We start from the raw sequence: 20,290 nt of genomic DNA on the forward strand, positions 1-20,290 counted from the left end.
TTGAGGACATGACGATCAGCAGCGAAGCGCTGGAAATGGCCGCGAAGGTCGAGGCATTCGTTCGGGAAAAGATCTTCCCCTACGAGCAAGACCCTCGGCGCGACCACCACGGCGCGCCGACCGACGAACTCGTCATGGAAATGCGCGAACTGGCGCGCGCGGCGGGCGTGCTGACGCCGCATATCCGCCCGGATGGCAGCCACTTCAACCAGCGCGAGACGGCGGTCATCCTGATCAAGTCCGGTCTTACGCCGCTGGGCATGCTGGCCTGCAACACGCAGGCGCCGGACGAGGGCAACATGTACCTCATCGGTCATGTCGGCAGCCCGGAACTCAAGGAACGGTTCCTGAAGCCGCTGGTCGAGGGCCGCGCACGTTCGGCCTTCATGATGACCGAGCCCGCGGAGCTGAACGGCGCGGGCGCGGACCCTTCGATGATGCTGACGACCTGCCGCAAGGACGGCAACCACTGGGTGGTGAACGGCAAGAAGTGCTTCATCACCGGGGCGGAAGGCGCCAAGGTGGGCATCGTCATGGCGAAGTCCGAAGACCCTGACAGCAAGGGCGGCGCGTGCATGTTCCTTGTTGACCTGCCCGATCCTGCGATCCAGATCACCGGCGTGCCCAACACCATCGACAGCTCGATGCCCGGCAGCCACGCCGAGATCACCATCGACAATTTGCGCATTCCGGCGGACCAGATGCTGGGCGATGCCGGCGAGGGCTTCAAGTATGCGCAGATCCGCCTCAGCCCCGCGCGGCTATCGCACTGCATGCGCTGGCTGGGCGGCTGCATGCGCGCGCAGGAGATCGCGACCGACTATGCCAACCGCCGCATGGCCTTCGGCAAGACGCTGATCGACCATGAGGGCGTGGGCTTCATGCTCGCGGAGAACATGATCGACATCAAGCAGTGCGAACTGATGATCGACTGGTGCGCCTCGGTCCTCGATACCGGCTCGCTTGGCACGGTCGAAAGCTCGATGACCAAGGTCGCGGTTTCCGAAGCGCTGATGCGCATCGCGGACAAGTGCGTGCAGGTGATGGGTGGCATGGGCGTGACCGACAAGACCATCGTCGAGACGATGTTCCGCGAAGTGCGCGCCTTCCGCATCTATGACGGCCCGACCGAGGTCCACAAGTGGAGCCTCGCCAAGAAGCTGCGCCGTGACTGGAAGGCCGCGCAATGACGGCAGACCTTGCGGCAGCGAACAGCGGCGCTGGCAAAGTCCGCACCGCGTTTGACGAGGCATCGCTCGCCGCGTGGATGGCTGGGCATGTCGAGGGCTTTGCCGGGCCGCTGACGGTCGAGCAGTTCAATGGCGGGCAGTCCAACCCGACCTACAAGCTCACCACGCCAGGCCAGCGCTATGTGCTGCGCCGCAAGCCGCCGGGGCCGCTGCTGAAAGGCGCGCATGATGTGCTGCGTGAGGCGCGGGTGCAGCAGGCGCTGGCGGGGAGCGATGTGCCTGTCGCGCGGATCTTCGCCGTGTGCGAGGACGAGAGCGTGATCGGCAGCGCGTTCTACGTGATGGACATGGTCGAGGGGCGGATCTTCTGGGACGCGGCCTTCACCGCAGTGCCCAAGGCCGAACGCGCGGGCTACTTCGATGCGATGAACCGGGTGATCGCGGCACTCCATTCGGTCGATGTCGAGGCCGTGGGGCTGGGCGACTATGGCCGGCCGGGCAACTACTTCGCGCGGCAGATCGGGCGGTGGAGCAAGCAATACCTTGAGGACGAACTCGCCGGTCGCCTGCCGGACATGGACGCGCTGGTCGAATGGCTGCCGACCGCGATCCCCGAGGGCGACGAGACCGCCATCGTCCACGGCGATTTCCGCTGCGACAACATGATCTTCCACCCCACCGAACCGCGCGTACTCGCCGTGCTTGACTGGGAGCTTTCGACGCTGGGGCATCCCCTTGCCGACTTCGCCTATCACGCGATGATGTACCGCATGCCGGGCGACATCGTGGCAGGTCTTGGCGGCGCGGACCCGGTGCCGCTGGGGCTGCCAGCCGAGGCCGAGTACATCGCCGCCTACTGCGCGCGAACGGGGCGCGACGGGATCGCCAACTGGGACTACTACCTCGCGTTCAACTTCTTCCGGCTGGCGGCGATCATGCACGGCATCAAGGGGCGGGTGCTGCGCGGCACCGCCTCCAACGCGCAAGCACGGGAACGGGCAGAAGCCCTCCCCCGGCTGGCGGCGCTGGCGCGGGCGGCGATGGAAAAGGCGATCTGAACCCGACCGAGGCAATCGTGATTAGGGCCGAGACAGCCAGCTCTTGCGCTCTGCCGCAGCTTCCTCGTCCGAGTAGACCGGGGCGTTGTCGTCGAAATGCGTCCAGCCTGCACTGCGATAGGCCTCGCGCCGGTTGCCCAGTTCCACGTGCCGTGAACGGTCCAGCACGGCTTCGACCGATGCCGCTTCCTCATCTTCGACGGTGACGCTCACCAGCGTTCCGCCGCGCCGCACGCCCTCGGCATAGACATCCGCTTCCTCCTGACTGACCCCCGAATTGGTCAGCGCGCCGACAATGCCGCCCGCGCCTCCGCCGACGACACCCCCCGCTACCGCACCGACCGCAGCGGCCGCCAGCCAGCCGGCCGCCACGACCGGCCCAAGACCCGGAATGGCGATCAGGCCAAGCCCGGCCAGCACACCCCCGCCCGCTCCGAGCAGGCCGCCCAAGGTTGCGCCGAGCGCCATGCCGGAGCCTGACGCTTCGGCAGCGGTCATGTCCTGCGGTTCGCGCACGGCTGCCCGAGCACTGCTGACCCCCGATTGATGTGAAACGAGGCTGATGTCGCTATGGGCCACACCGGCGCGCTCAAGTTCGAGCACGGCTTCTTCGGCGTGCTCGAAGCTGTCGTAGAGACGCGTTACAATCTTTCCCATGTCATGGTCCTTGTGTGGGCAGGTCTAATGTTCCGCGACGTTGCCCTTGAAATCGAGCGCCACGCGGACGGGCTGGTCGTTCATTGTAGCGTCGGCTTGCCACAGCCCGTCCCCGTCGAGCCTCAGGCGCGTGATCTTGCGATATCCGGCCTTCTCGAGCCTGTCTTTCGCCTGGCTCGCGGTGAAGGAGTTGTGCCCCTTGGCCAAATCGCCCCAGACGATTGTATCGGGCGACTTGACCGCGGCATTTGGCGCAGCACTATCGCTGGCGACTGGCCGCTCTTGCGCCACCGCCGCAGTCCCCGCAACCATCCACAGCGCAAAGGCGGCGGTGCCCCGGATCAAACTGGTGAACTTCATGGCAACTCTCTCCTCTGTTGCAGAACAAGAAAGCGCGCCGCGCGGGGAAATGTTCCCGCTCGCCATGGACGCCTGTCCGGCACTATGCCGCGATGTCTCACCATGAGCGAACAGGCCTTTGACCTCGTTGCCGATGCGCACTGCCGCCTGCTGGTTCTGGGCAGCTTTCCGGGTGTCCGCTCGCTGCAGGCGCGGCGCTATTATGCGCACCCGGGCAACCAGTTCTGGAAGCTGATGTCGCCGGTTGCCGGGGTCGATCTGGCTGCGCTCGAATACGATGAGCGGCTGGCGGCGCTTGTCGCGCGCGGGATTGGGCTGTGGGATGTTGCACAGACGGCCCAGCGCAAGGGCAGCCTCGATGCGGCGCTGCGCGAAGTGGAGGCGCGCGACCTGCGCACGCTCGCCGCACAGCTGCCGCTTCTGCGCGCGATGGCTTTCAATGGCGGGACTGCATTCAGGATCGGGCAGCGGCAGATGGGCGCAAATCCGCCCGTTGCGCTGATCCCCCTGCCCTCAAGCAGCGGAGCGCACGCGATTCCGCTCGCCGCCAAGCAGGCGGTGTGGAACCAGCTCGGCGCCTGGCTTCAATCGTCCTCCCCACCCGGTCCGAACATGCCGTCCTCGTCGTCGTCGTTGCGCTCGCCGCGATAGGCATCCATGTCGATCCGGCCCGAGCGCACCATGTCGTGCATGTGGTCGACGAGGTCCTGAACATCGTCTTCCTCGTCTTGCGCAGGCGTCTTGTCGCTGTCCTCCAGCACGAAATCGGCGGCATCTCGGCCGCTTGAGGCTGCTGCCAGCGTCTGGCTTTGCGCATCCTCGTCTTCCTGCGACTGGTTCACGGTTTCGGGCGGCAGCGGATCAGCGCCGGGCGGCGCCATCCGCGGTTCGATCGGCTCGTCCCGTTCGGGGTGATCGTCAGGATCAGGAAGGGGCACTTCGGGCGGATCGGGGTTCGGATCGGGGATAGTGGCCATCGGATTTGCTCCTGCCCGGCGTGTGATGGGGTGGCCGGGCAAAGAGGAAACCGCCGAGGCCCTGATCGGTTCCCGCTGCGCCCGGTTGCCGCCAGAGAGCGCTGATGCGCGGAACAACAGCCATCCTGCGCTGTTCTCTCTTCAGAAGGTCATCCTGCCTTCGCGCATCTGGGAGACACATCATGGGTTCGACATCTGATCGCATCGCCGGCGCGGCCAATTCGGTGGCCGGCAAGATCAAGGAAGCCATCGGCAAGGAAACCGGTGACGCCTCGCTCGCTGCCGAGGGCGCCGCGCAGGACGTCAAGGGCAAGGTGCAGACCGCAGTGGGCAAAGGCAAGGCCGCGCTCGGCAAGTAAGGCCCGGAAATGCCCCCGTCCTGCACAGGGCGGGGGAAATCCCCCTTTGTCATCCGCGTCCATCGCAAGAAAAAGGGCTGGAGCGAACTCCAGCCCTTTCCCATTCCGGATCCTGGGGGGGGGATCAGAATCCGGCGTTCGGTCCGTAGGTGATTTCCACCCGGCGGTTCTGCAGTTCGCGCACGCCCGGTGCCGTCGGCACGCGCGGATTGGCCATGCCATAGGCCTTGGTCGCGATCTGCGTAGCGGGCACGCCATGCGCGGTCAGATAGCCCTGAACCGCGCTGTTGCGGCGGGCCGAGAGATCCAGATTGTACCGGGCCGTACCCGAAAGATCGGTATAGCCATCAAGCTGGATCGGTACGTTGGCGCAGTTGCCGTAGGCGGTCACCGCGTTGTCGAGGATCGAGGCGGCCTCTGGCGAGACATCTGCCCGGTCCCAATCGAAGAACACGATGTAGGGGCCCTTGTTGCACACCGGCGCGGGCGGCGGCGGAGGGGGCGGCGGAGGGGGCGGCGGCGGCGGGGGCGGCGGCGGCGGTTCGGTCGCCGGCGCGGGCTCGGGCGGGGCTTCCTGGGCTCGGCCGAAGTTGAACGTCAGCGTCGCCAGCAGCGAATGCGAACGCAGCGAAGCGCGCGCATCCCGGTTGGCTACAGTCTGGAAATTGCCCTCGTCGGGGCGGAAGTACCGATAGCGCACGCCAAGATCGACGGTGCGGCCGAGCGGCACGGTAACCCCGGCAAGCGCCTGCCAGGCGAAGCCCGATGACCTGTCACGCACGTCATCGCCATAGGCGGTCACTTCGTAGAGACGGGTCCGCGCATAGCCGGCACCGCCGCCGACATAGGCCTTGATGCCGCCCCAATGGCCAAGGCCGATAAGCGCGTTGCCCATCGCTGCCCAGGTCGAGGTGTCACCGCCGAGCGTGCCATCATCACGGGTGAGAAACGTCGGCACGCCAGACGCATCCCGGCTCTGCGATTTCAGCTTCGAGCGGGCATAGAAGCCTTCCGCCTCGAGCCGGAAGTGGCCGAAATCGTAGCCGATGGCACCGCCAGCTTCCCAGCCGGTGTTGAACTTGTCCGAACGGACGGACGATCCATCCGCACGGACATCCGAACGCTCCTGTTTGACCGCGCCACCTTCAATGGTGACATAAGGCCCGGACTCATCAGCCCAGGCTGTCCCTGCCATTGCGGTTGACGCAAGGGCAGCAGCTAAGAGCAGTTTTCTCATATGGTTTTCCTCGTTGCGGCGCGTTTCACGCGTGCAAGAAAGCGTTGAATCCGCCGATTGTTGCCTGAGCGGGCCGCCGCAGGTCTGTTTTGTGGTGAGGCCGCCTGATCGTTGCTCAATTGCAACAGCGCGTGGCGGCCCACCCGTGTGTCATGCGATCACGTGTGGATGCGGGGCGATCCGATGCCGCTCAGTACGCCGAAGACCTGCAGCAGCCAGATCACCAGCACGATGACGACGACACCGTTGAGCAGCGATTTGATGGTGCCCTGCATCGGCACGTAAGTGTTGATCAGCCAGAGAAGTACCCCCGCCACGACCAGAACGATAATGATGCTGAAGAGATCCATTGTGCGTGCTCCTTGATCCGCAGAAACGGTGCCGAAACGCCCGGTCGCAAACGCGCCATTACTGCTGGAAACATAACGACGCGCGCCGCGCATTGTTCCGCGCTGGCCTGTGGCGGGAGCGCGCCACACAAAGACGCCGCGCTCCCGGAGGAACGCGGCGCTTCTGTGCTACGGGGCAGGACGGCGATCAGAACCGGAAGCGAATGCCTGCGCGGCCGCCGAAGCCTTCCTGTGTCAGCTGGCCATTGGCGCTGCTGCCGAAGGAATGCTCGTAGGTGCCTTCCATGAAGGTCGTCATCGCGCGGCCATTGGCGATGTTGAAGCCGGCGACAGCTTCGCCGTAATCGCGGCGCTTCTGGCCATCGACGGTGAACGTGCCGCCAAGGTTGCTGAAGGTAACGCGGTCCTGGCCCTTGAATTCATGGACGTAGTTTCCGCCAGCGTAGAAGGCCATCTTGTCACCGTTGCCGATGCCGGTGTTGCCACCGATCCGGGCGCCCAGCTTGCCGCGCACGCCTTCACGGTTGTCGAAATCGACGCGCGTGCCTTCAAAGGCGAAGGGATTGAGCGTGCTGCGGATCCACGAGATCTGGGCAACCGGCTCCATGAAGAAGCTGTTGCTGCCGAAGCGGGCGCCCAGTTCGCCGCGCGCGCCATAGGCATGGCCGCGGAAGTCCTGGCTGAAACCGGCGGTCTGGCTTTCCGCACGGGCCCAGTAGTGATCGTATTTGCCCAGCACCGTGGCGAAGACATTGCCGGTGGTGAAGCTGGCATAAACGCCGCCGTTTGCGCCGTTGATCCTGAGGTTGTCGGTGGAGTGGCCGAGGCTGGTCATCGAGTGGATGAAGCCGCCGGTAACCCCGACCGAGAACCCGCCGCGATCCGAAACCCCGCCGGTCAGATCAAGTCCGACCTGTCCGCCGAAGAAGTCCTGATGCGCGGCCGTGTCGGTCAGGTTGGTCTGGCCGAGCGTGCCGAAGTTGCGATAGCCGCGCGTGTTCTCGACCGAGGCGCCCATCGAGAGCCAGAACCGGCCCGATGGCGCGGTGCCGCCCATGTTCCACAAGGTGTCACGCTTGGTGCGCAGTTCGGTGGTGACGGCATCGGCAGACTTGTACCACATGCTGCCCAGCGCGTTCTGATAGCCGAGCATGTGGTAGGCCGCATCGCTCGGGCCGGCGACGAGGGCATAGTCGGAAGTGGTCGGATTGAAGACCACATCATAGCGCACCAGACCGGCGTTCTGCCGGGCCGGATCGATCACGAAGGCCCCGGCGGTCGAGCCGGTGCCGGCCTGCACGATCGTCGTGCCCATGTTGAACAGCGGCTGCGCACCCGAAGCGAGATCGAAGGCGACCCGGGTCGAACCCGTGGCCGAACCGCCGACGATCAACTGGTCGGCCGGAATGGCCATACCGGGGGCAATCCTTACCCCGAGCTGGGCATTCCCACTGCCGACGTAGTTGCCGGTGGTGGTCAGCGTGTTGCCAATCGCCCCGCTGCGCAGATCGATGAGCCCGGAGTTGTTAAGGGTGCCGAGCCCGGTCAGCGTGGCAGTGCCCGGCACTGCGCCGGCGGATCGCACCTGCAGGAGGCCTGAGTTGTTCAGCGCCGAACCGGCACCAAAGGTGCTGAGCCCTGCAGCATCGAACGTGCCGGTGTTGTTGAAGGTGCTGCCTGTGCCATTGAGGGCCACCGCGCCCCGGACCATGCCGGAGTTGTTGACCGTGGCGGGGCCGCCATTCGCGGAAACCGCGTAGACCCTGCCCTGCAACGTTCCGGCGTTGTTCACCGTGCTGCCGGTGCCGCCAGCGAGCACGGCACCGTTAAGCCCGCCGTTCACTGTCGTGCCGCTTGCCGTGTTCAGCGTGGCGGTGGTGGCGCTCGTGATCATCACGCCGTTGCCGGTGGTCGAGGTGACCTGACCCGGGGTGAGCGTGACAGTCGCCGGACCGGCGGTGGAAGCGGCCACGATCGCATCTCCGGTGGTGGCGCTGGCACTGCCGCTCGTGACGAGGACAGGACCGGTGCCGCGCGCCTGGATGGCATTGCCGCCTGCGCCGCTGACCGTGGTGGTACCGGCATTGACCGTGACCGGACCTGCAGTGCTTATGGCGCGGATGCCATCGCTCGAAAGGCCGGTGGTGGTGACCGCGCCGGTGGTGACGCTGACGGGGCCGGTGGTCGAGACAGCGTAGATGCCGTGGGCAAGCGCGCCGGTGGTAGCAACGGTGCCGCCGCCGGTTACGGTCGCGCCGGTCACGCCGCTGACATAAATGCCGCGGCTGCCGTCACCAGTGGTGGTGACATGGCCGGCATTGGCGACACTGGCAGCTCCCGTAGTGGAGACCGCACTGATGCCATCGGCATTGATGCCCCGGGTCGCAGTATTGCCATTGGCGGTGATCGTTGCATTGCCGCCAGTTGCCGTTGCGGTCAGCGCGCGGGCGCCGGCGCCAAGGGTCGAGGCATTCTGCGCGGTGATCACGGCGTTGCCATTGGTGGCAATCGCGCTCACCGCGTCGCCGCTATAGATCGGCACGCCCGGTTGGGCGGTGCCGCTGGTGGCAGCCGTTCCAGTCACCACGGCGGAGGCGTTTGCGCCGCTGGCGAAAACCGCATTGCCGCCCAGCGCCGCATCCGCAGGATCGGCAGCGACGGTCGAGACGTTGGTCGCGGTGACTGCAGCGTTGCCGGTGAGGGAAGTGGCGATGAGGCCGAGGTTGCCGCGCCCGGAGGAGACGACATCACCGGTGGTGACGATCGAGGCATTGCCCATGTCCGAGGTGGCGGCAGCGGCGGTGTTGCCGGTGCCGGTTGCACGGATTGCGCGAGCCGCAATCGTGGCCGGTCCGCCGATCGAGGTTGCGGTAAGGCCGTTGCCGAGTGCCCCGGCGACGCTCACATCGCGGGCAGCAATAGTGGCTCCGCCCGCGCCGGCGATCGCGGTTACGCCGTTGGTGGCTGCTGCGCCGGTCATGGTCACATCCTGGACCTGCACATTGGCACTGCCGCCGGGCGCATTGGCCTGCACACCATAGGCGTTGGAACCGGCGGCGGAAATCGGGCCATTCACCGTGACGGCGACATTGCCGGTGGTGCTGCGCGCAAAGGCAGCGTTGGTGTTGTCACCCAGCGTGGTGATCGCGTCCGTCGTGATCGCAACGTTCCCGGTATCGGTAAAGCCCACAGCGCCCGAGGCCCCGTTGGCCGCCGTGCCGAGCATTCCGGTGGTTAGGGCAACATTGCCGGCCCCGGTCGTGGCTGCGGTGACGGCGGTGCTGCCAGGCAGCATCAACACCGCGTTTGGCGTCGTGCCCGTGGTCGCGACGTCGCCGGTGCGCACCGAAACAGACTGGCCCGGCCCGCCGGTGGCGATAACACCCGCAGCGAGCGCCCCTGAGGTGCTGACATTGGCGACATTGACCATTGCGGGGCCCGTGCCGGTGATGAGGTACACACCGTTGCTGCCGTCTCCGGTTGTCGACACGGTCACAGCGCCGTCAAGGGTGGCGGCCTGCGTACCGACGATCGTGAAGCCGTTGGTGGCGGGGGTGGTGGTGGCGACCGTGACGTCTGCGGGGGCGTTCACGGTGATATCGGTCGGCGCGATGTAGGTGACGCCGGCGGGGTAATTGCCCGCGCTCGGGGCGCAGGTGACGGTGCCGCCCGAAGGCACGCCGCACTCGTTGGCAGCGAAGGCCGGCGAGGCGAAGCTGCCCACGCACAGGGCGGCAAGGGCGCAGCCGATCCGATATTGCAGCCGTGCATTGGCTGTATTGGCAACGGGCGCATGATTGATTTTATTGAGCATGAATATTTCCTCGATGAACGAAGTTCTAAATATTTGGGCTACGATCTGGTTCCCTGTCGGAATATTTCAGATCGCAATTGGTGAAAGCGTGATATATTTGCCGCAACTTATCCCGATGAGGTGAATGACATTTTCCATATGACAGGGAATGAAGACTGGTTGGGAGGCCTGCGGCTCCCAACTCTGTCTGTTCAGAACTATGGCTGCCGCGCTGCGGGACGCCGCGTGCGCAGGTTAGGCGTGGTGCCGATCGATGACGTGCTGCGGTGCGATCCTGGCAAGCTCGACAACGAATGCGTCCAGCACTTCGCCCTTGAGGACGTAGTTGTGCCGGTGATCGGGCAGGATGCCGCTTTCGATCGTGGCGGAAAGGCTGGCCCGGGCACGGGCGATCCGGCTCTTGATCGTGCCGACAGCCACGCCGCAGATCTCCGCCATCTCGCGGTAGCTGACATGGCCTACCGCGGCGAGGATCAGCACTTCGCGCTGGGCAGCAGGGAGGAGTTGCATGGCGCGCAGCACATCGGTGGCCTCGAGGCCGACATCCTGCTTGGCAGGCGTGCTGAGCACACGTTCGGCCTCGATCTCGTTGTACTCGCCCACGAAGCGCAGGCGGCGGATCTGGCCGAAATAGATATTGCGCAGGATGGTGAAGGTCCAGGCCTTGAAGCTGGTGCCGGCCGCGAACCGTTCGCGCGCAGCCCACGCGCGCATCAGGGTTTCCTGAGTGAGATCGTCAGCCGTATCCCGATTGCCGCACAGGGACCTGGCGAAAGCCCGCAAATGCAGGGCGGATCCGGTCAGCTCGGTTCGAAAGGCACTGTCAGAAAGACAAATTCCGCGAGGGGGAACGACGTCGCCCACGGACTCCAGAACGCCAGCCATCGTTTATCCTTATCGTTATTCACGATGCCTCCCGGGACCCATAATGCTTGCGCAGCCGGGAAGTTCCGCTTTGCAGCGGGCCATCGCAAATAAACTTTCTCGGGTATGGCTGGAGCGACGGATTCCGCCCGCTGGCTGGTCGCGCCTGCCGGCTACTCTGGCCGGGCGGGCGCGATCCTCGTTTCAGGCTGTGACGGCTTCGGACACCTTGCGCAACTCCTTTGCCGCCTTCTTCTTCGCCTTGCGCGCGAGCCTGCGGGCGTCATCAAGGCTGGTGGAGCGGTTCTGCTGCACATAGATCAGTCCGCCGGCGATCAGCCCCACGGCCACAAGGCCCGCCAGCGAGCGCAGCGCGATGCGCGTCGTCGCAAAGGCGGCTGCGGAGGCAAGCAGCGGATTGTTCTCGAGCGCTTCGGTGATCCGCGCCGCAATCGGCGTCGCCAGAGCGCTGCGGATGCCTTCGCTGATGTTTGCTGTCTGTTCCATAAATCTGTTTTCCTTTGAGAAAGTTACGCGGGATTGGTGACGGGCCTGCAATGCTTTGGCGGCAGATCGTTCAGGTGAGGAGATCGCGCAGATCGTCCGCGTGCTCCTCCTCCTGCGCGAGGATTGCCTCAAGCATGATGCGGGTGGTTGGATCACGATCGCCGAGGAACTGGATGAACTCGCGGTAGGCCTCCACCGCGATGCGTTCGGCGATGAGGTTTTCGCGGATCATCTGCTCGGTCGAGTTGGCGGGGACATATTCCGCATGCGAACGTGCGGCGAGCGTAGCGGGATTGAGGTCGGGCTCTGCCCCCAGTTGCACGATGCGTTCGGCCAGCTTGTGCGCATGGGCCTGTTCCTCGCGCGCATGCTGCAGGAAGTGCGCCTTGATCGGTTCGGCGACGACGCCGGTGATGCAATAAGCGTGGCGCAGATAGCGCAGGACGCAGACCCATTCGGTGGCCAGCGCGCGGCCAAGATGCTCGACGATCACATCGCGATCTTCGGGATAAGACACGGTGACCGGGCCCGTTTCGACATGCTGGCGCGCCTGCGCACGCAAGACATCGACGGGCGTGAACGCGGAATGCGGGAGAGTATCGGAGGTGGCCATTGCATGTCCTAGGTCGTCGGGAATAGTTCGGCGCGCGGTGCGGGCCGGGATCCCTCACCAAACGTGCGGGGAGGCGGAGGGTTCCAGCCCGCCCTGACACAAAGCCTGATCAAGCTGCCTCGCAGCACGACGCGAGGTCGGTCGCGTTCATCATGGAGACGCCGTCGGAACGTCCAGCGGACCAAAGCCGGGAACGCTTCGTCACGGGAACAAATCCCCGGCGCGCGGATTGTCCGGACACTGCCACTCGAACCGACAAGGATAACAATATGGGCAAGGGCATACTTCTCTGGCTGCTGGGCATCCCGCTGCCGATCATCATCCTCCTCGTCTTGTTCTGGCATTGACCATGCTGTCCGAACCACGCGCATCGCTCGATCCCGGACTCCTGCAGAAGGCCGCCGACGGTCCTTGATGGACAGACGGCATAGGCATCCGGCATTGCCGAAGGCGCTTCGCCCGTCAGTCGTGGCCCGTCAGTCCTGATTCGCGCGCAGGGTGCCGTTCCCATCGAGATTGAGCGCGACGAACTCCCAATTGATCAGCGCGCCCAGCAGCGCTTCGACGTATTTGGGCCGGGCGTTGCGATAATCGATGTAGTAAGCGTGCTCCCACAGATCGAGCGTGAGCAGCGGCACCATGCCGCCATGTGCGATGGGCGTATCGCCATCATGCAGCGAGGTGACGCGAAGCGCGCCCTCTTCCATCACCAGCCAGGCCCAGCCGCTGCCGAAATGCGCGATCGCGGTCTCGGCCAGCGCCTTGGTGAGCGCCTCAAGCGATCCGAAATCACGCGTGATGAGGTGCAGCAGCGCCTCAGGCGGGCGGGTCGGTTCGGGCGAAAGGCACTGCCAGAAGAAGCTGTGGTTCCACAGTTGGCCGGCATTGTTGCGCAAGGGATCGGACTCCGCCGAACGGATCACGTCGACGAGGGAACGGCCCTGCAGCCCGGCTTCCGCCATCAGCGCATTGGTCTTGTCGACATAGGCCTGGTGGTGCTTGCCGTGGTGGTACGCAAGCGTCTCGGCAGACATGTGCGGCGCAAGCGCATCCGCTGCGTAGGGAAGTGGCGGCAGACTAAAGGGCATGGTTGTTTTTCCTTGGCCGGGGCAAGCACTGGAAAGCCTTCAACCAGCCCCGGGTTCCGGGAGTCTTCTGCAAAAGCCCGTTTTTTCGAAGCGAACGGGCCGAACCGCCCGATCTTGCGCCATGCCGTTATGGCGGCGGGGAACATCATTGGCGCTGGCCCGTTGTAAAGGTGCTTGCCCAAGAAGGACCCGCAATGACCATCAGACAGTACACCGCCATGGCGCCCGGCGCGCCGCTCGCGTCGGTGCCCCGCGCGGACAGGCCTGCCGAACTGCACTCGATCCTCACGCGCCCGGCCTACGGGCTCCACGCCGCGATGCGCGTCGCGGTGGTCGGCACCTATGCGCCGCGCAGCTGCGGCATCGCCACTTTCACCGCCGACTTGTGCGAGCAACTCGCCGCGCACTTTCCCGAGGTTGGCCTCGATGTCTACGCGCTGGAGGCGCAGGGCAGCCAGCACGCCTACGCCGATGACATTGCCCTCATCGCAGCAGAGGCACCCGGCAGTTACGCAGAAGCGGCGCGGGCCATCAACGCCAGCGGCACCGATGTCGTGTGGATCCAGCATGAGTTCGGCATTTTCGGCGGCAAGGATGGCCGGCTGATCACAGAACTGGTCGATCGCGTGGCCGCGCCGATGATCGTCACGTTCCACACCGTGCTTGCCTCGCCCAGCGATGGCCAGCGCGCGGTGATGGAGCATCTCGTCCAGCGCTGCTCGCGGATCATGGTCATGTCGCAGCAGAGCCGCGAAATTCTCGTCTCGGTCTACCGCGCCCGCCGCGAGATCGTCGACGTGATCGAACATGGCGCGCCCGACCGGCCCTTCGGCACGGCCGAAGCCGCCAAGCAGCGGATGGGGCTCGAAGGCCGCAAGGTGCTCACCACTTTCGGCCTGCTTGGCCCCGGCAAGGGCATCGATGTGGCGATCGCCGCGATGCCGGCCATCCTCGCGCAGCACCCCGATGCGATCTACCGCATCATCGGCGCCACGCACCCGGTCACCGCCGCGCGCGAGGGCGAAAGCTACCGCGCGATGCTGGAGGACCTCGCCCTGCGGCTTGGCGTGGCCGGCAGCATCCAGTGGGACAACCGCTTCCTCGCCATCGACGAACTGCTCGGCCAGCTCGAATGCTGCGACATCTATCTCACGCCCTATCGCAGCCTCGGTCAGACCACATCGGGCACACTCAGCTACGCGGTGGCACTCGGCAAGGCTGTCGTCGCGACGCCCTACGTCCACGCCCGCGAACTGCTCGCCGATGATGTCGGCTGCCTGATCGAGCCGGAATCTCCCGAAGCGATCGCCGAGGCGGTCAATGCGCTGCTGTCCGGCCCATCCCGCCTGCTGGCCATGCAGGAGCGCGCCTACGAGCGCGGGCGGCGCACGATCTGGCCGAGTTTCGCCCGCGCCAGCATGCAATTGCTCCGCCGGACCCAGGCCCCCCGCGCCCGGCCGGCGAGCACCGTGGTGGACCCGGCGCTCACCGCCGTCTGGCACATGAGCGAAGCGACCGGCATGCACCAGCACGGCATCGGCGCCATTCCCGATTTCCGCCATGGCTATTGCATCGATGACAACGCCCGGGCGCTCATGCTGATGAACGTCGCGGGCGCGCTCACCGAGGCCGAGCGCCACCGCTGGAGCGTGACCTACGCGGCCTTCGTCCAGTATGCCTGGAACCCTGATCTGCAACGCTTTCGCAACTTCATGGCCTATGACCGCAGCTGGTGCGAGGACATGGGATCGCAGGATTCCAACGGCCGCGCGTTCTGGTCACTCGGCCACACGGTCGAGAACAGCCCGTTCAAGACGTTGCGGAGCTGGGCGGAGAACCTGTTCGCCCACGCGGCCACGGCGCTGGAGGCGCTGGACACGCCGCGTTCGATGGCATTCGGAGCCCTGGGCGCCTGCGCCCTGCTGCGCGCCGGAGCAAGCAGTGCGGCTGCCGAACGCCGCATTGCCGCCACTTGCGATGCGCTGGCCGGCCTCGTCTCCCGGCATCGGCGTCCGGGATGGACATGGTTCGAACCCATGCTCGCTTACGACAATCCGCGCCTGAGCCAGGCCTTGATCGAGTGCGGCGTGCTGCTGGGCCGGCAGGACTGGCTCGATACGGGACTCGAAACGTTGCGCTGGCTGGCCGAAGTGCAAACCGCAGCCGCCGGCCATTTCCGTCCGGTCGGCTCCGAAACCTTCGGCAGCAACGGCACTTCGCTGCCGTTCGACCAGCAGCCGCTCGAAGCGCAGGCCGCGATCGAAGCCGCGCGCGCCGCCTGGCTGGCAACCCGCGACCCGTTCTGGTTGCGCCACGCCGAGCGCGCCTATCAATGGTTCCTTGGTGGCAACGACCGCGGGGTCGTGCTTGCCGATCCCGCAAGCGGCTCGTGCTGCGACGGCGTGACACCGCGCGGGCGGAACGAGAACTGCGGCGCGGAATCGATCCTTGCCTACCATCTCGGGCACTACAGCCTGAAGGCGCTCCAGCAGTCTGCCGATCAGCGCCTGCCGCCCGATGAATGCCTCCCTGCCCATCTGGATACCACGGCGGCGCTGGCCTGAGCCGGCCAGCAGCTCGCCATGTCCGATATGGCATGTCCCGTTCATCCGGTCAGTCCGCTGCGCATTCTGGACCTGCGCCTGCACGCCGATCCTTCGCGCACCGTGCTGCGCCCGTTCCATCTCGGCTGGCAGGCCACCAGCGCGCCCGAGGGGCGCGTGCTCACGCTGGTGCGCGATATCATGGCACTGCCCGAGGATGAGATCGAGACCGAGTACCAGGCCGTGCTGCACGATTTCGGCGATCGCCACTGGCAGACCGAGCATATCTTCGAGGCACGCTATCTCGAGGTGGCGGAAAGCCTGCATCTCGATGGCAGCACCTTGTCCGATGCGCGTCGCCGGCTGATCGGCGCCTATTTCTGCCACGAATACACTTACGCCGCAGCGGCGCTGATGAACCCCAGCATCGTGCCCGCGCCGAGCCAGGTGGGCATGGACGACGGCGCGGTGCGCTTCGTGCTTTCGCTGCGCGCGGTGGGCGAAGGTCACATCAGTTCGATCGCCTTCCGCGACGGCATCGTGGAACCTGATGGCTCGTTCACGCTCTGGCCCGAATCCGCCTTCGCCACCAGCGTCCAGCGGACCGACAGCAATCCGCGCAATGATCCGGATGCGATCGTCACGGTCCAGTGCCATCCCGAAAGTTCGCTCTCGAACACGGTGATTTTCCCGATCACCGAGCAGCAGGCGAACGGGCTCGAGGACCTGCGTCTCACCCGTTTCGATCATGGCGACGGCGATTTCGAATGGCTGGGCACCTACACCGCCTATTCCGGGCGCTCGATCCGCTCCGAACTGATGCGCACGCGCGATTTCCGCAGCTTCGATCTCACTCCGATCAAGGGCAAGGCCGGCCGCAACAAGGGCATGGCGCTGTTCCCCCGCAAGGTCGGCGATCAATATTGCATGCTGGGCCGGCAGGACGGCAAGAACCTTTATCTGCTCCGCTCGGACCGGCTCGATACCTGGGACGATGACGGCGTTCTGCTGATGGAGCCGAAGTTTCCGTGGGAGTTCATCCAGATCGGCAACTGCGGCAGCCCGCTGCTGATCCCGGAAGGCTGGCTCGTGATCACCCACGGCGTCGGCCCGGTGCGCAAGTATGCGCTGGGCTGCGCGCTGCTGGACCGCGACGACCCCAGCCGCGTTCTTGGCCGCTCGGCCTGCCCGATCCTCACGGCGGAAAACGCCGACCGCGCCGGCTACGTCCCCAATGTGGTCTACAGCTGCGGCGGCATGCTGGTGGGCGATGACCAGCTCCTCCTGCCCTACGGGATTTCAGATATCGCAGTCGGCTTCGGCCTGGCGCGTCTGAAGGACCTTCTGGCGACCTTGGTATGATTCCCGCCAGCCCTGACGGAACCGGGGCGCCGCGTGGTCGTTTCTGGCAAATGGCTTGCGCTCGAGACCCGCGGCAGCTTGCAGAACAAGGCCCGGCGGCTCGATCAGCGTAGAATCCGAGCCGCGCGCAGGCTCCATTTTCATCCTATCCATTCCCGTGCGCTGCGCAGGCGAAGAGGAGGACGCTTCATCATGAACAAACGGGCCAGACGAACGTGGGTGGCTGATGCCGCTTTCTGAATCGAACATTCTCTACATCGATGATGATGATGGCCTCTGCCACCTCACCAAGCGCCATCTCGAAAGCCTGGGCTGCACGATGACCTGTGTGCTCTCCGGCCACGAGGGCCTGCACCTTGCCCGCCAGCACCATTTCGATCTCGTCGTGCTCGATCATCTCATGCCCGACACGAGCGGCATGAGCGGCATGAGCGGCATGAGCGGCATGGAGACTCTGGAGCAGCTGATGGCCCTGCCCTCGCCGCCTGCGATCATCTACGTTACCGGGTCGGACGACAGCAGCATAGCGGTTGCCGCGCTCAAGGCAGGCGCGGTGGACTACGTGGTGAAATCGGCCCCGGACGACTACTTCGAACTGTTGACGAGCACGCTGCATCTGGCCCTCGATACCTTGCGCCTGCGCAAGCAGAAGGACCTCGTCGAACAGGAACTGCGCGAGACCAACAAACAGCTCGCCGCCCTGCTCCACGAAGTGAACCACCGCGTGGCCAACAGCCTGCAGATGGTCGCGACACTCGTTCACCTTCAGGGCCGCCGTGCGCTCGGAGCTGAATCCAAGGCGATGCTGCAGGACGTCCAGAACCGGATTCAGGCAATCGCCCGCATCCACCAGCAGCTCTATTCCGGCGCCAGCATTCGCGAGGTCGACATGGCCGACTACATCGAGGGAATGGCCCGCGACCTCTCGCGCACCTATTCGACCCACAGCGTGCGGCGCGATATCCTTGTCGAGGCCGAGAGCGCACCGCTGCCCGCCGCCACTGCCGTGACGCTCGGCGTCCTGATCAACGAGCTGGTGAGCAACGCCTGCAAGTATGCCTACGAAAGGGATGAACCCGGCCAGGTACGGATCACGTTCCACACCGAAGGGAGCGACGGCTACAGGTTGCGCGTGGAGGATGATGGCGTGGGGATGGGCAAGAGCATGACGCCCTCGGGAACGGGGCTCGGCTCGCAGATCATCCGATCGATGGTGCTCTTCCTGGGCGCCCGGCTGGAGCAATCGAGCCCCGGGCGCGGGCTCTGCATCGAGATCCACCGGCCCGCAGGCGAACTTCCCGGTCCACGATCAGCGTCGCAGTAGAAACTCCGCTCCCGCACTGCCCATATCCGCGTGCCCGTTGGCAACCTTCGGCGGCGCTGCGCGGCAGCGCCGCCGAAGGACCTGTGGCCGTTTCTGCTCGGGCAAAGGGGGTTCGGGAGCAGACCCGGCCGCAGATGTCAGACGGGCACTACGCCGCGCGGTTCAGATAGTGCGCTGCGATGGCCCGAAACCTGGCGAGAAAGGCGTCGAAGACTTCGCCTTCCAGCACGAAGGCGTGCCGCGCATCGGGAAGGATACCGCCTTCGAGGATGGCGGAAAGCGCCGCCCGAGCACGCGCAATCCGGCTCTTGATGGTGCCGACCGCCACGTTGCAGACCTGCGCGATCTCCTCGTAGCTCATCGAGCCGATGGCCATCAGGATAAGCACTTCGCGCTGCGTTGCCGGCAGGCACTCCAGCGCGCGCAGCACGTCGATCGTCTCCAGCCGCGATTCCTGATCGCCCTTGCAGTTGAGGATGCGCTCGGCCGCAGCTTCGTCGTAATCGGCCGAGAACCGCTCGCGCCGCAGCTGGCCGAAGTAGTGGTGCCTCAGGATCGTGAAGGTCCACGCCCGGAAACTGGTTCCGGCCCTGAACCGTGCGCGGGCGGCCCAGGCCTTGAGCATGGTTTCCTGCGCCAGATCATCGGCGGTATCGCGGTTCCCGCACAGGCTGCGGCCAAAGGCGCGCAAGTGCGGGATCGAAGCCACCAGTTCCTTGTGAAAATCCGCGTCGGACAAGGTATCACCCTGCTCGACGTCGGCATTGCGCTCGATCAGCTTGGTCATTGGACTTTCCTGACAAAGTGGTTCGGGCAATCACTCTCCGGGATAAGCGGGCGGAACGCGAAAATGGTTCCCCATCCGCGAAAAATATTGCCGAATCAGTGCTTAACCGGAAACGGGCATGGGCGGGCCCTTCTTGCGGCAAAGCGTGGCAATTGCCGTACCGACAGCACTTTGGCGCTGATTATTTGCCGGTGCGCCGGAACAAGCGCTCGTCTGGCCATTTATCACATGATCACTTCACGCCCCGATCCGGTTCGGCATCCGGGCATTGCCACACGGGACTTCGCATGGGCACGCAATCCTATCCTTCAAGCCCGACAGAACCAGGGCCGGCAAACCGCGATCGGGCGGGTGCCGAACTCGCGCGGACACTGCCCTACCTGCGGCGCTACGCGCGCTCGCTGACAGGCCGGCAATCGGCGGGAGACGCCGTTGTGCGTGCTCTGCTCGAATGCTCGCTGCACGATCCCGATGTTCGCGCCGAGATCCGCAATGGCCCGATCTCGCTGTTTCGCGCCTTCACCCGGCTCTGGAAGTCGATGGAGCTGCCCAGTCCCGCCGGGGCCATGTCCGACCCCGGATCGCAGATTGCCCGCGTGCCGAGCCTGCCCCGCCAGGCGCTTCTGCTCCACCAGCTGGAAGGCTTCTCGGTGGCGCAGACCGGGGCCATTCTTGGCCTGCCTGAAAGCGAAGCGGAGGGGCTGGTGCAGCAGGCCATCGGTGAACTGGGGCTCGATGAGCCGGTGCGGGTCCTCGTGATCGAGGATGAAGGGCTTATCGCCAGCCATCTCGAAAGCATCGTCGCCGAAGCCGGACACCGGGTCGTCGCCAATGCCACCACCGCAGCGCAGGCTAGGGTCCTGTTCGAGCGGGAGAGGCCCCATCTCGTGCTCAGCGATGTGCAACTGGCCGATGGCAGTTCGGGCGTCGACGCGATGGACGCGATTGCCGAACTGAGCGACGTGCCCGTCATCTTCATCACGGCCTTTCCCGAGTTGTTGCTGACAGGCGAGCGGCCGGAGCCGGCGTTTCTGATCGGCAAGCCGTTCCGCGACGAGACGGTGCGCACGGCGATCAGCCAGGCGCTATTTTTCGGCTCGCACGGCCGGCAATGAGGCGTCCCGGGCGGCCACTAAAGGCCGCCGGGATTGAACCAAGATGACAATGGAATCCGGGGACGGAATATGCTTTTACATTCGG

General features: G+C 65.3%; 20 protein-coding genes. 9 read left to right on the forward strand and 11 right to left on the reverse strand.

All coding sequences use genetic code 11. The features are described from left to right. Window positions 1–8 precede the first annotated feature (8 nt). Both ACO06X_RS06170 and ACO06X_RS06175 read left to right on the forward strand, forming a co-directional pair. Complete coding sequence (locus ACO06X_RS06170) at window positions 9–1,190, forward strand: acyl-CoA dehydrogenase family protein (RefSeq protein WP_421839075.1); 1,182 nt, start codon at window positions 9–11, stop codon at window positions 1,188–1,190. Next, on the forward strand, window positions 1,187–2,248 hold the full coding sequence (locus ACO06X_RS06175; protein WP_421839076.1) for a phosphotransferase: 1,062 nt from the start codon (window positions 1,187–1,189) through the stop codon (window positions 2,246–2,248). Before ACO06X_RS06170 ends, ACO06X_RS06175 begins: the two co-directional genes overlap by 4 nt. A 21-nt stretch (window positions 2,249–2,269) precedes the next feature. On the opposite strand, the gene ACO06X_RS06180 is transcribed toward ACO06X_RS06175, so the two are convergent. After that, the gene (locus ACO06X_RS06180; RefSeq protein WP_421839077.1) at window positions 2,270–2,905 is read right to left on the reverse strand and encodes a hypothetical protein; all 636 of its coding nucleotides are present in this window, start codon (window positions 2,903–2,905) and stop codon (window positions 2,270–2,272) included. 24 nt (window positions 2,906–2,929) lie between these two features. Then, entirely contained in the window at window positions 2,930–3,265 is a 336-nt protein-coding gene (locus ACO06X_RS06185) for a hypothetical protein (RefSeq protein WP_421839078.1), read from the reverse strand. 102 nt (window positions 3,266–3,367) lie between these two features. On the opposite strand from ACO06X_RS06185, the gene ACO06X_RS06190 reads away from it, so the two are divergent. Next, window positions 3,368–3,916 (forward strand): DNA-deoxyinosine glycosylase, encoded by a 549-nt coding sequence (locus ACO06X_RS06190; protein WP_421839079.1) that lies wholly within the window; start codon window positions 3,368–3,370, stop codon window positions 3,914–3,916. Here the strand turns inward: ACO06X_RS06190 and ACO06X_RS06195 are convergent. Continuing rightward, window positions 3,850–4,242 carry a hypothetical protein gene (locus tag ACO06X_RS06195; protein ID WP_421839080.1) on the reverse strand — a complete coding sequence of 131 codons (393 nt, stop codon included), beginning with the start codon at window positions 4,240–4,242 and terminating at the stop codon, window positions 3,850–3,852. The two genes, ACO06X_RS06190 and ACO06X_RS06195, sit on opposite strands and share 67 nt — an antisense overlap. Before the next feature lie 182 nt (window positions 4,243–4,424). Between ACO06X_RS06195 and ACO06X_RS06200 the strand changes: the two genes are divergently transcribed. Next, the gene (locus tag ACO06X_RS06200) at window positions 4,425–4,601 is read left to right on the forward strand and encodes a CsbD family protein (protein WP_421839081.1); all 177 of its coding nucleotides are present in this window, start codon (window positions 4,425–4,427) and stop codon (window positions 4,599–4,601) included. Between the two features lie 124 nt (window positions 4,602–4,725). Here the strand turns inward: ACO06X_RS06200 and ACO06X_RS06205 are convergent, their stop codons facing one another. The 6 genes from ACO06X_RS06205 to ACO06X_RS06230 all read right to left on the reverse strand — a co-directional run bounded on the left by ACO06X_RS06205 (window position 4,726) and on the right by ACO06X_RS06230 (window position 11,986). Beyond that, window positions 4,726–5,838, reverse strand: coding sequence for an OmpA family protein (locus ACO06X_RS06205; protein WP_421839082.1), 1,113 nt, complete (start codon window positions 5,836–5,838; stop codon window positions 4,726–4,728). Between the two features lie 158 nt (window positions 5,839–5,996). Next, window positions 5,997–6,188 carry a Thivi_2564 family membrane protein gene (locus ACO06X_RS06210; RefSeq protein ID WP_421839083.1) on the reverse strand — a complete coding sequence of 64 codons (192 nt, stop codon included), beginning with the start codon at window positions 6,186–6,188 and terminating at the stop codon, window positions 5,997–5,999. Between the two features lie 187 nt (window positions 6,189–6,375). Beyond that, window positions 6,376–10,002, reverse strand: coding sequence for an autotransporter outer membrane beta-barrel domain-containing protein (locus tag ACO06X_RS06215; RefSeq protein WP_421839084.1), 3,627 nt, complete (start codon window positions 10,000–10,002; stop codon window positions 6,376–6,378). Between the two features lie 234 nt (window positions 10,003–10,236). Next, window positions 10,237–10,887 (reverse strand): sigma-70 family RNA polymerase sigma factor, encoded by a 651-nt coding sequence (locus ACO06X_RS06220; protein WP_421839085.1) that lies wholly within the window; start codon window positions 10,885–10,887, stop codon window positions 10,237–10,239. A gap of 183 nt (window positions 10,888–11,070) precedes the next feature. Further along, the gene (locus ACO06X_RS06225) at window positions 11,071–11,373 is read right to left on the reverse strand and encodes a hypothetical protein (protein ID WP_421839086.1); all 303 of its coding nucleotides are present in this window, start codon (window positions 11,371–11,373) and stop codon (window positions 11,071–11,073) included. A 70-nt stretch (window positions 11,374–11,443) separates the two neighbouring features. Next, a complete protein-coding gene (locus ACO06X_RS06230) occupies window positions 11,444–11,986 on the reverse strand; it encodes a ferritin-like domain-containing protein (protein WP_421839087.1) in 543 nt (180 codons plus the stop codon). A gap of 152 nt (window positions 11,987–12,138) precedes the next feature. On the opposite strand from ACO06X_RS06230, the gene ACO06X_RS06235 reads away from it, so the two are divergent. After that, a complete protein-coding gene (locus ACO06X_RS06235; RefSeq protein WP_421839088.1) occupies window positions 12,139–12,333 on the forward strand; it encodes a hypothetical protein in 195 nt (64 codons plus the stop codon). A 129-nt stretch (window positions 12,334–12,462) separates the two neighbouring features. Here the strand turns inward: ACO06X_RS06235 and ACO06X_RS06240 are convergent, their stop codons facing one another. Further along, complete coding sequence (locus tag ACO06X_RS06240) at window positions 12,463–13,074, reverse strand: superoxide dismutase (RefSeq protein WP_421839089.1); 612 nt, start codon at window positions 13,072–13,074, stop codon at window positions 12,463–12,465. Between the two features lie 194 nt (window positions 13,075–13,268). Here ACO06X_RS06240 and ACO06X_RS06245 point away from each other — a divergent pair, with 194 nt between their 5' ends. The 3 genes from ACO06X_RS06245 (at window position 13,269) to ACO06X_RS06255 (ending at window position 18,303) form a co-directional block, all read left to right on the forward strand. Next, the gene (locus tag ACO06X_RS06245) at window positions 13,269–15,638 is read left to right on the forward strand and encodes a glycosyltransferase family 4 protein (protein ID WP_421839090.1); all 2,370 of its coding nucleotides are present in this window, start codon (window positions 13,269–13,271) and stop codon (window positions 15,636–15,638) included. An 18-nt stretch (window positions 15,639–15,656) separates the two neighbouring features. Continuing rightward, window positions 15,657–16,979: a glycoside hydrolase family 130 protein gene (locus ACO06X_RS06250; RefSeq protein WP_421839091.1), complete on the forward strand. Its 1,323-nt coding sequence runs from the start codon at window positions 15,657–15,659 to the stop codon at window positions 16,977–16,979. A gap of 226 nt (window positions 16,980–17,205) precedes the next feature. Next, window positions 17,206–18,303, forward strand: coding sequence for a histidine kinase dimerization/phosphoacceptor domain -containing protein (locus ACO06X_RS06255; protein WP_421839092.1), 1,098 nt, complete (start codon window positions 17,206–17,208; stop codon window positions 18,301–18,303). Between the two features lie 148 nt (window positions 18,304–18,451). On the opposite strand, the gene ACO06X_RS06260 is transcribed toward ACO06X_RS06255, so the two are convergent. Next, window positions 18,452–19,090: a sigma-70 family RNA polymerase sigma factor gene (locus ACO06X_RS06260; protein ID WP_421839093.1), complete on the reverse strand. Its 639-nt coding sequence runs from the start codon at window positions 19,088–19,090 to the stop codon at window positions 18,452–18,454. A gap of 287 nt (window positions 19,091–19,377) precedes the next feature. On the opposite strand from ACO06X_RS06260, the gene ACO06X_RS06265 reads away from it, so the two are divergent. After that, complete coding sequence (locus ACO06X_RS06265; protein WP_421839094.1) at window positions 19,378–20,205, forward strand: response regulator; 828 nt, start codon at window positions 19,378–19,380, stop codon at window positions 20,203–20,205. Window positions 20,206–20,290: the final 85 nt, after the last annotated feature.

Source organism: Novosphingobium sp., from assembly GCF_965229225.1.
Taxonomy (GTDB): Bacteria; Pseudomonadota; Alphaproteobacteria; order Sphingomonadales; family Sphingomonadaceae; genus Novosphingobium.

Bases quoted from the DNA above. Each gene is read 5' to 3' on its own strand.
- ACO06X_RS06170 (WP_421839075.1), top strand. From the start codon at position 9: ATGACGATCAGCAGCGAAGCGCTGGAAATGGCCGCGAAGGTCGAGGCA.
- ACO06X_RS06175 (WP_421839076.1), top strand. From the start codon at position 1,187: ATGACGGCAGACCTTGCGGCAGCGAACAGCGGCGCTGGCAAAGTCCGC.
- ACO06X_RS06180 (WP_421839077.1), bottom strand. From the start codon at position 2,905: ATGGGAAAGATTGTAACGCGTCTCTACGACAGCTTCGAGCACGCCGAA.
- ACO06X_RS06185 (WP_421839078.1), bottom strand. From the start codon at position 3,265: ATGAAGTTCACCAGTTTGATCCGGGGCACCGCCGCCTTTGCGCTGTGG.
- ACO06X_RS06190 (WP_421839079.1), top strand. From the start codon at position 3,368: ATGAGCGAACAGGCCTTTGACCTCGTTGCCGATGCGCACTGCCGCCTG.
- ACO06X_RS06195 (WP_421839080.1), bottom strand. From the start codon at position 4,242: ATGGCCACTATCCCCGATCCGAACCCCGATCCGCCCGAAGTGCCCCTT.
- ACO06X_RS06200 (WP_421839081.1), top strand. From the start codon at position 4,425: ATGGGTTCGACATCTGATCGCATCGCCGGCGCGGCCAATTCGGTGGCC.
- ACO06X_RS06205 (WP_421839082.1), bottom strand. From the start codon at position 5,838: ATGAGAAAACTGCTCTTAGCTGCTGCCCTTGCGTCAACCGCAATGGCA.
- ACO06X_RS06210 (WP_421839083.1), bottom strand. From the start codon at position 6,188: ATGGATCTCTTCAGCATCATTATCGTTCTGGTCGTGGCGGGGGTACTT.
- ACO06X_RS06215 (WP_421839084.1), bottom strand. From the start codon at position 10,002: ATGCTCAATAAAATCAATCATGCGCCCGTTGCCAATACAGCCAATGCA.
- ACO06X_RS06220 (WP_421839085.1), bottom strand. From the start codon at position 10,887: ATGGCTGGCGTTCTGGAGTCCGTGGGCGACGTCGTTCCCCCTCGCGGA.
- ACO06X_RS06225 (WP_421839086.1), bottom strand. From the start codon at position 11,373: ATGGAACAGACAGCAAACATCAGCGAAGGCATCCGCAGCGCTCTGGCG.
- ACO06X_RS06230 (WP_421839087.1), bottom strand. From the start codon at position 11,986: ATGGCCACCTCCGATACTCTCCCGCATTCCGCGTTCACGCCCGTCGAT.
- ACO06X_RS06235 (WP_421839088.1), top strand. From the start codon at position 12,139: ATGGAGACGCCGTCGGAACGTCCAGCGGACCAAAGCCGGGAACGCTTC.
- ACO06X_RS06240 (WP_421839089.1), bottom strand. From the start codon at position 13,074: ATGCCCTTTAGTCTGCCGCCACTTCCCTACGCAGCGGATGCGCTTGCG.
- ACO06X_RS06245 (WP_421839090.1), top strand. From the start codon at position 13,269: ATGACCATCAGACAGTACACCGCCATGGCGCCCGGCGCGCCGCTCGCG.
- ACO06X_RS06250 (WP_421839091.1), top strand. From the start codon at position 15,657: ATGTCCGATATGGCATGTCCCGTTCATCCGGTCAGTCCGCTGCGCATT.
- ACO06X_RS06255 (WP_421839092.1), top strand. From the start codon at position 17,206: ATGCCGCTTTCTGAATCGAACATTCTCTACATCGATGATGATGATGGC.
- ACO06X_RS06260 (WP_421839093.1), bottom strand. From the start codon at position 19,090: ATGACCAAGCTGATCGAGCGCAATGCCGACGTCGAGCAGGGTGATACC.
- ACO06X_RS06265 (WP_421839094.1), top strand. From the start codon at position 19,378: ATGGGCACGCAATCCTATCCTTCAAGCCCGACAGAACCAGGGCCGGCA.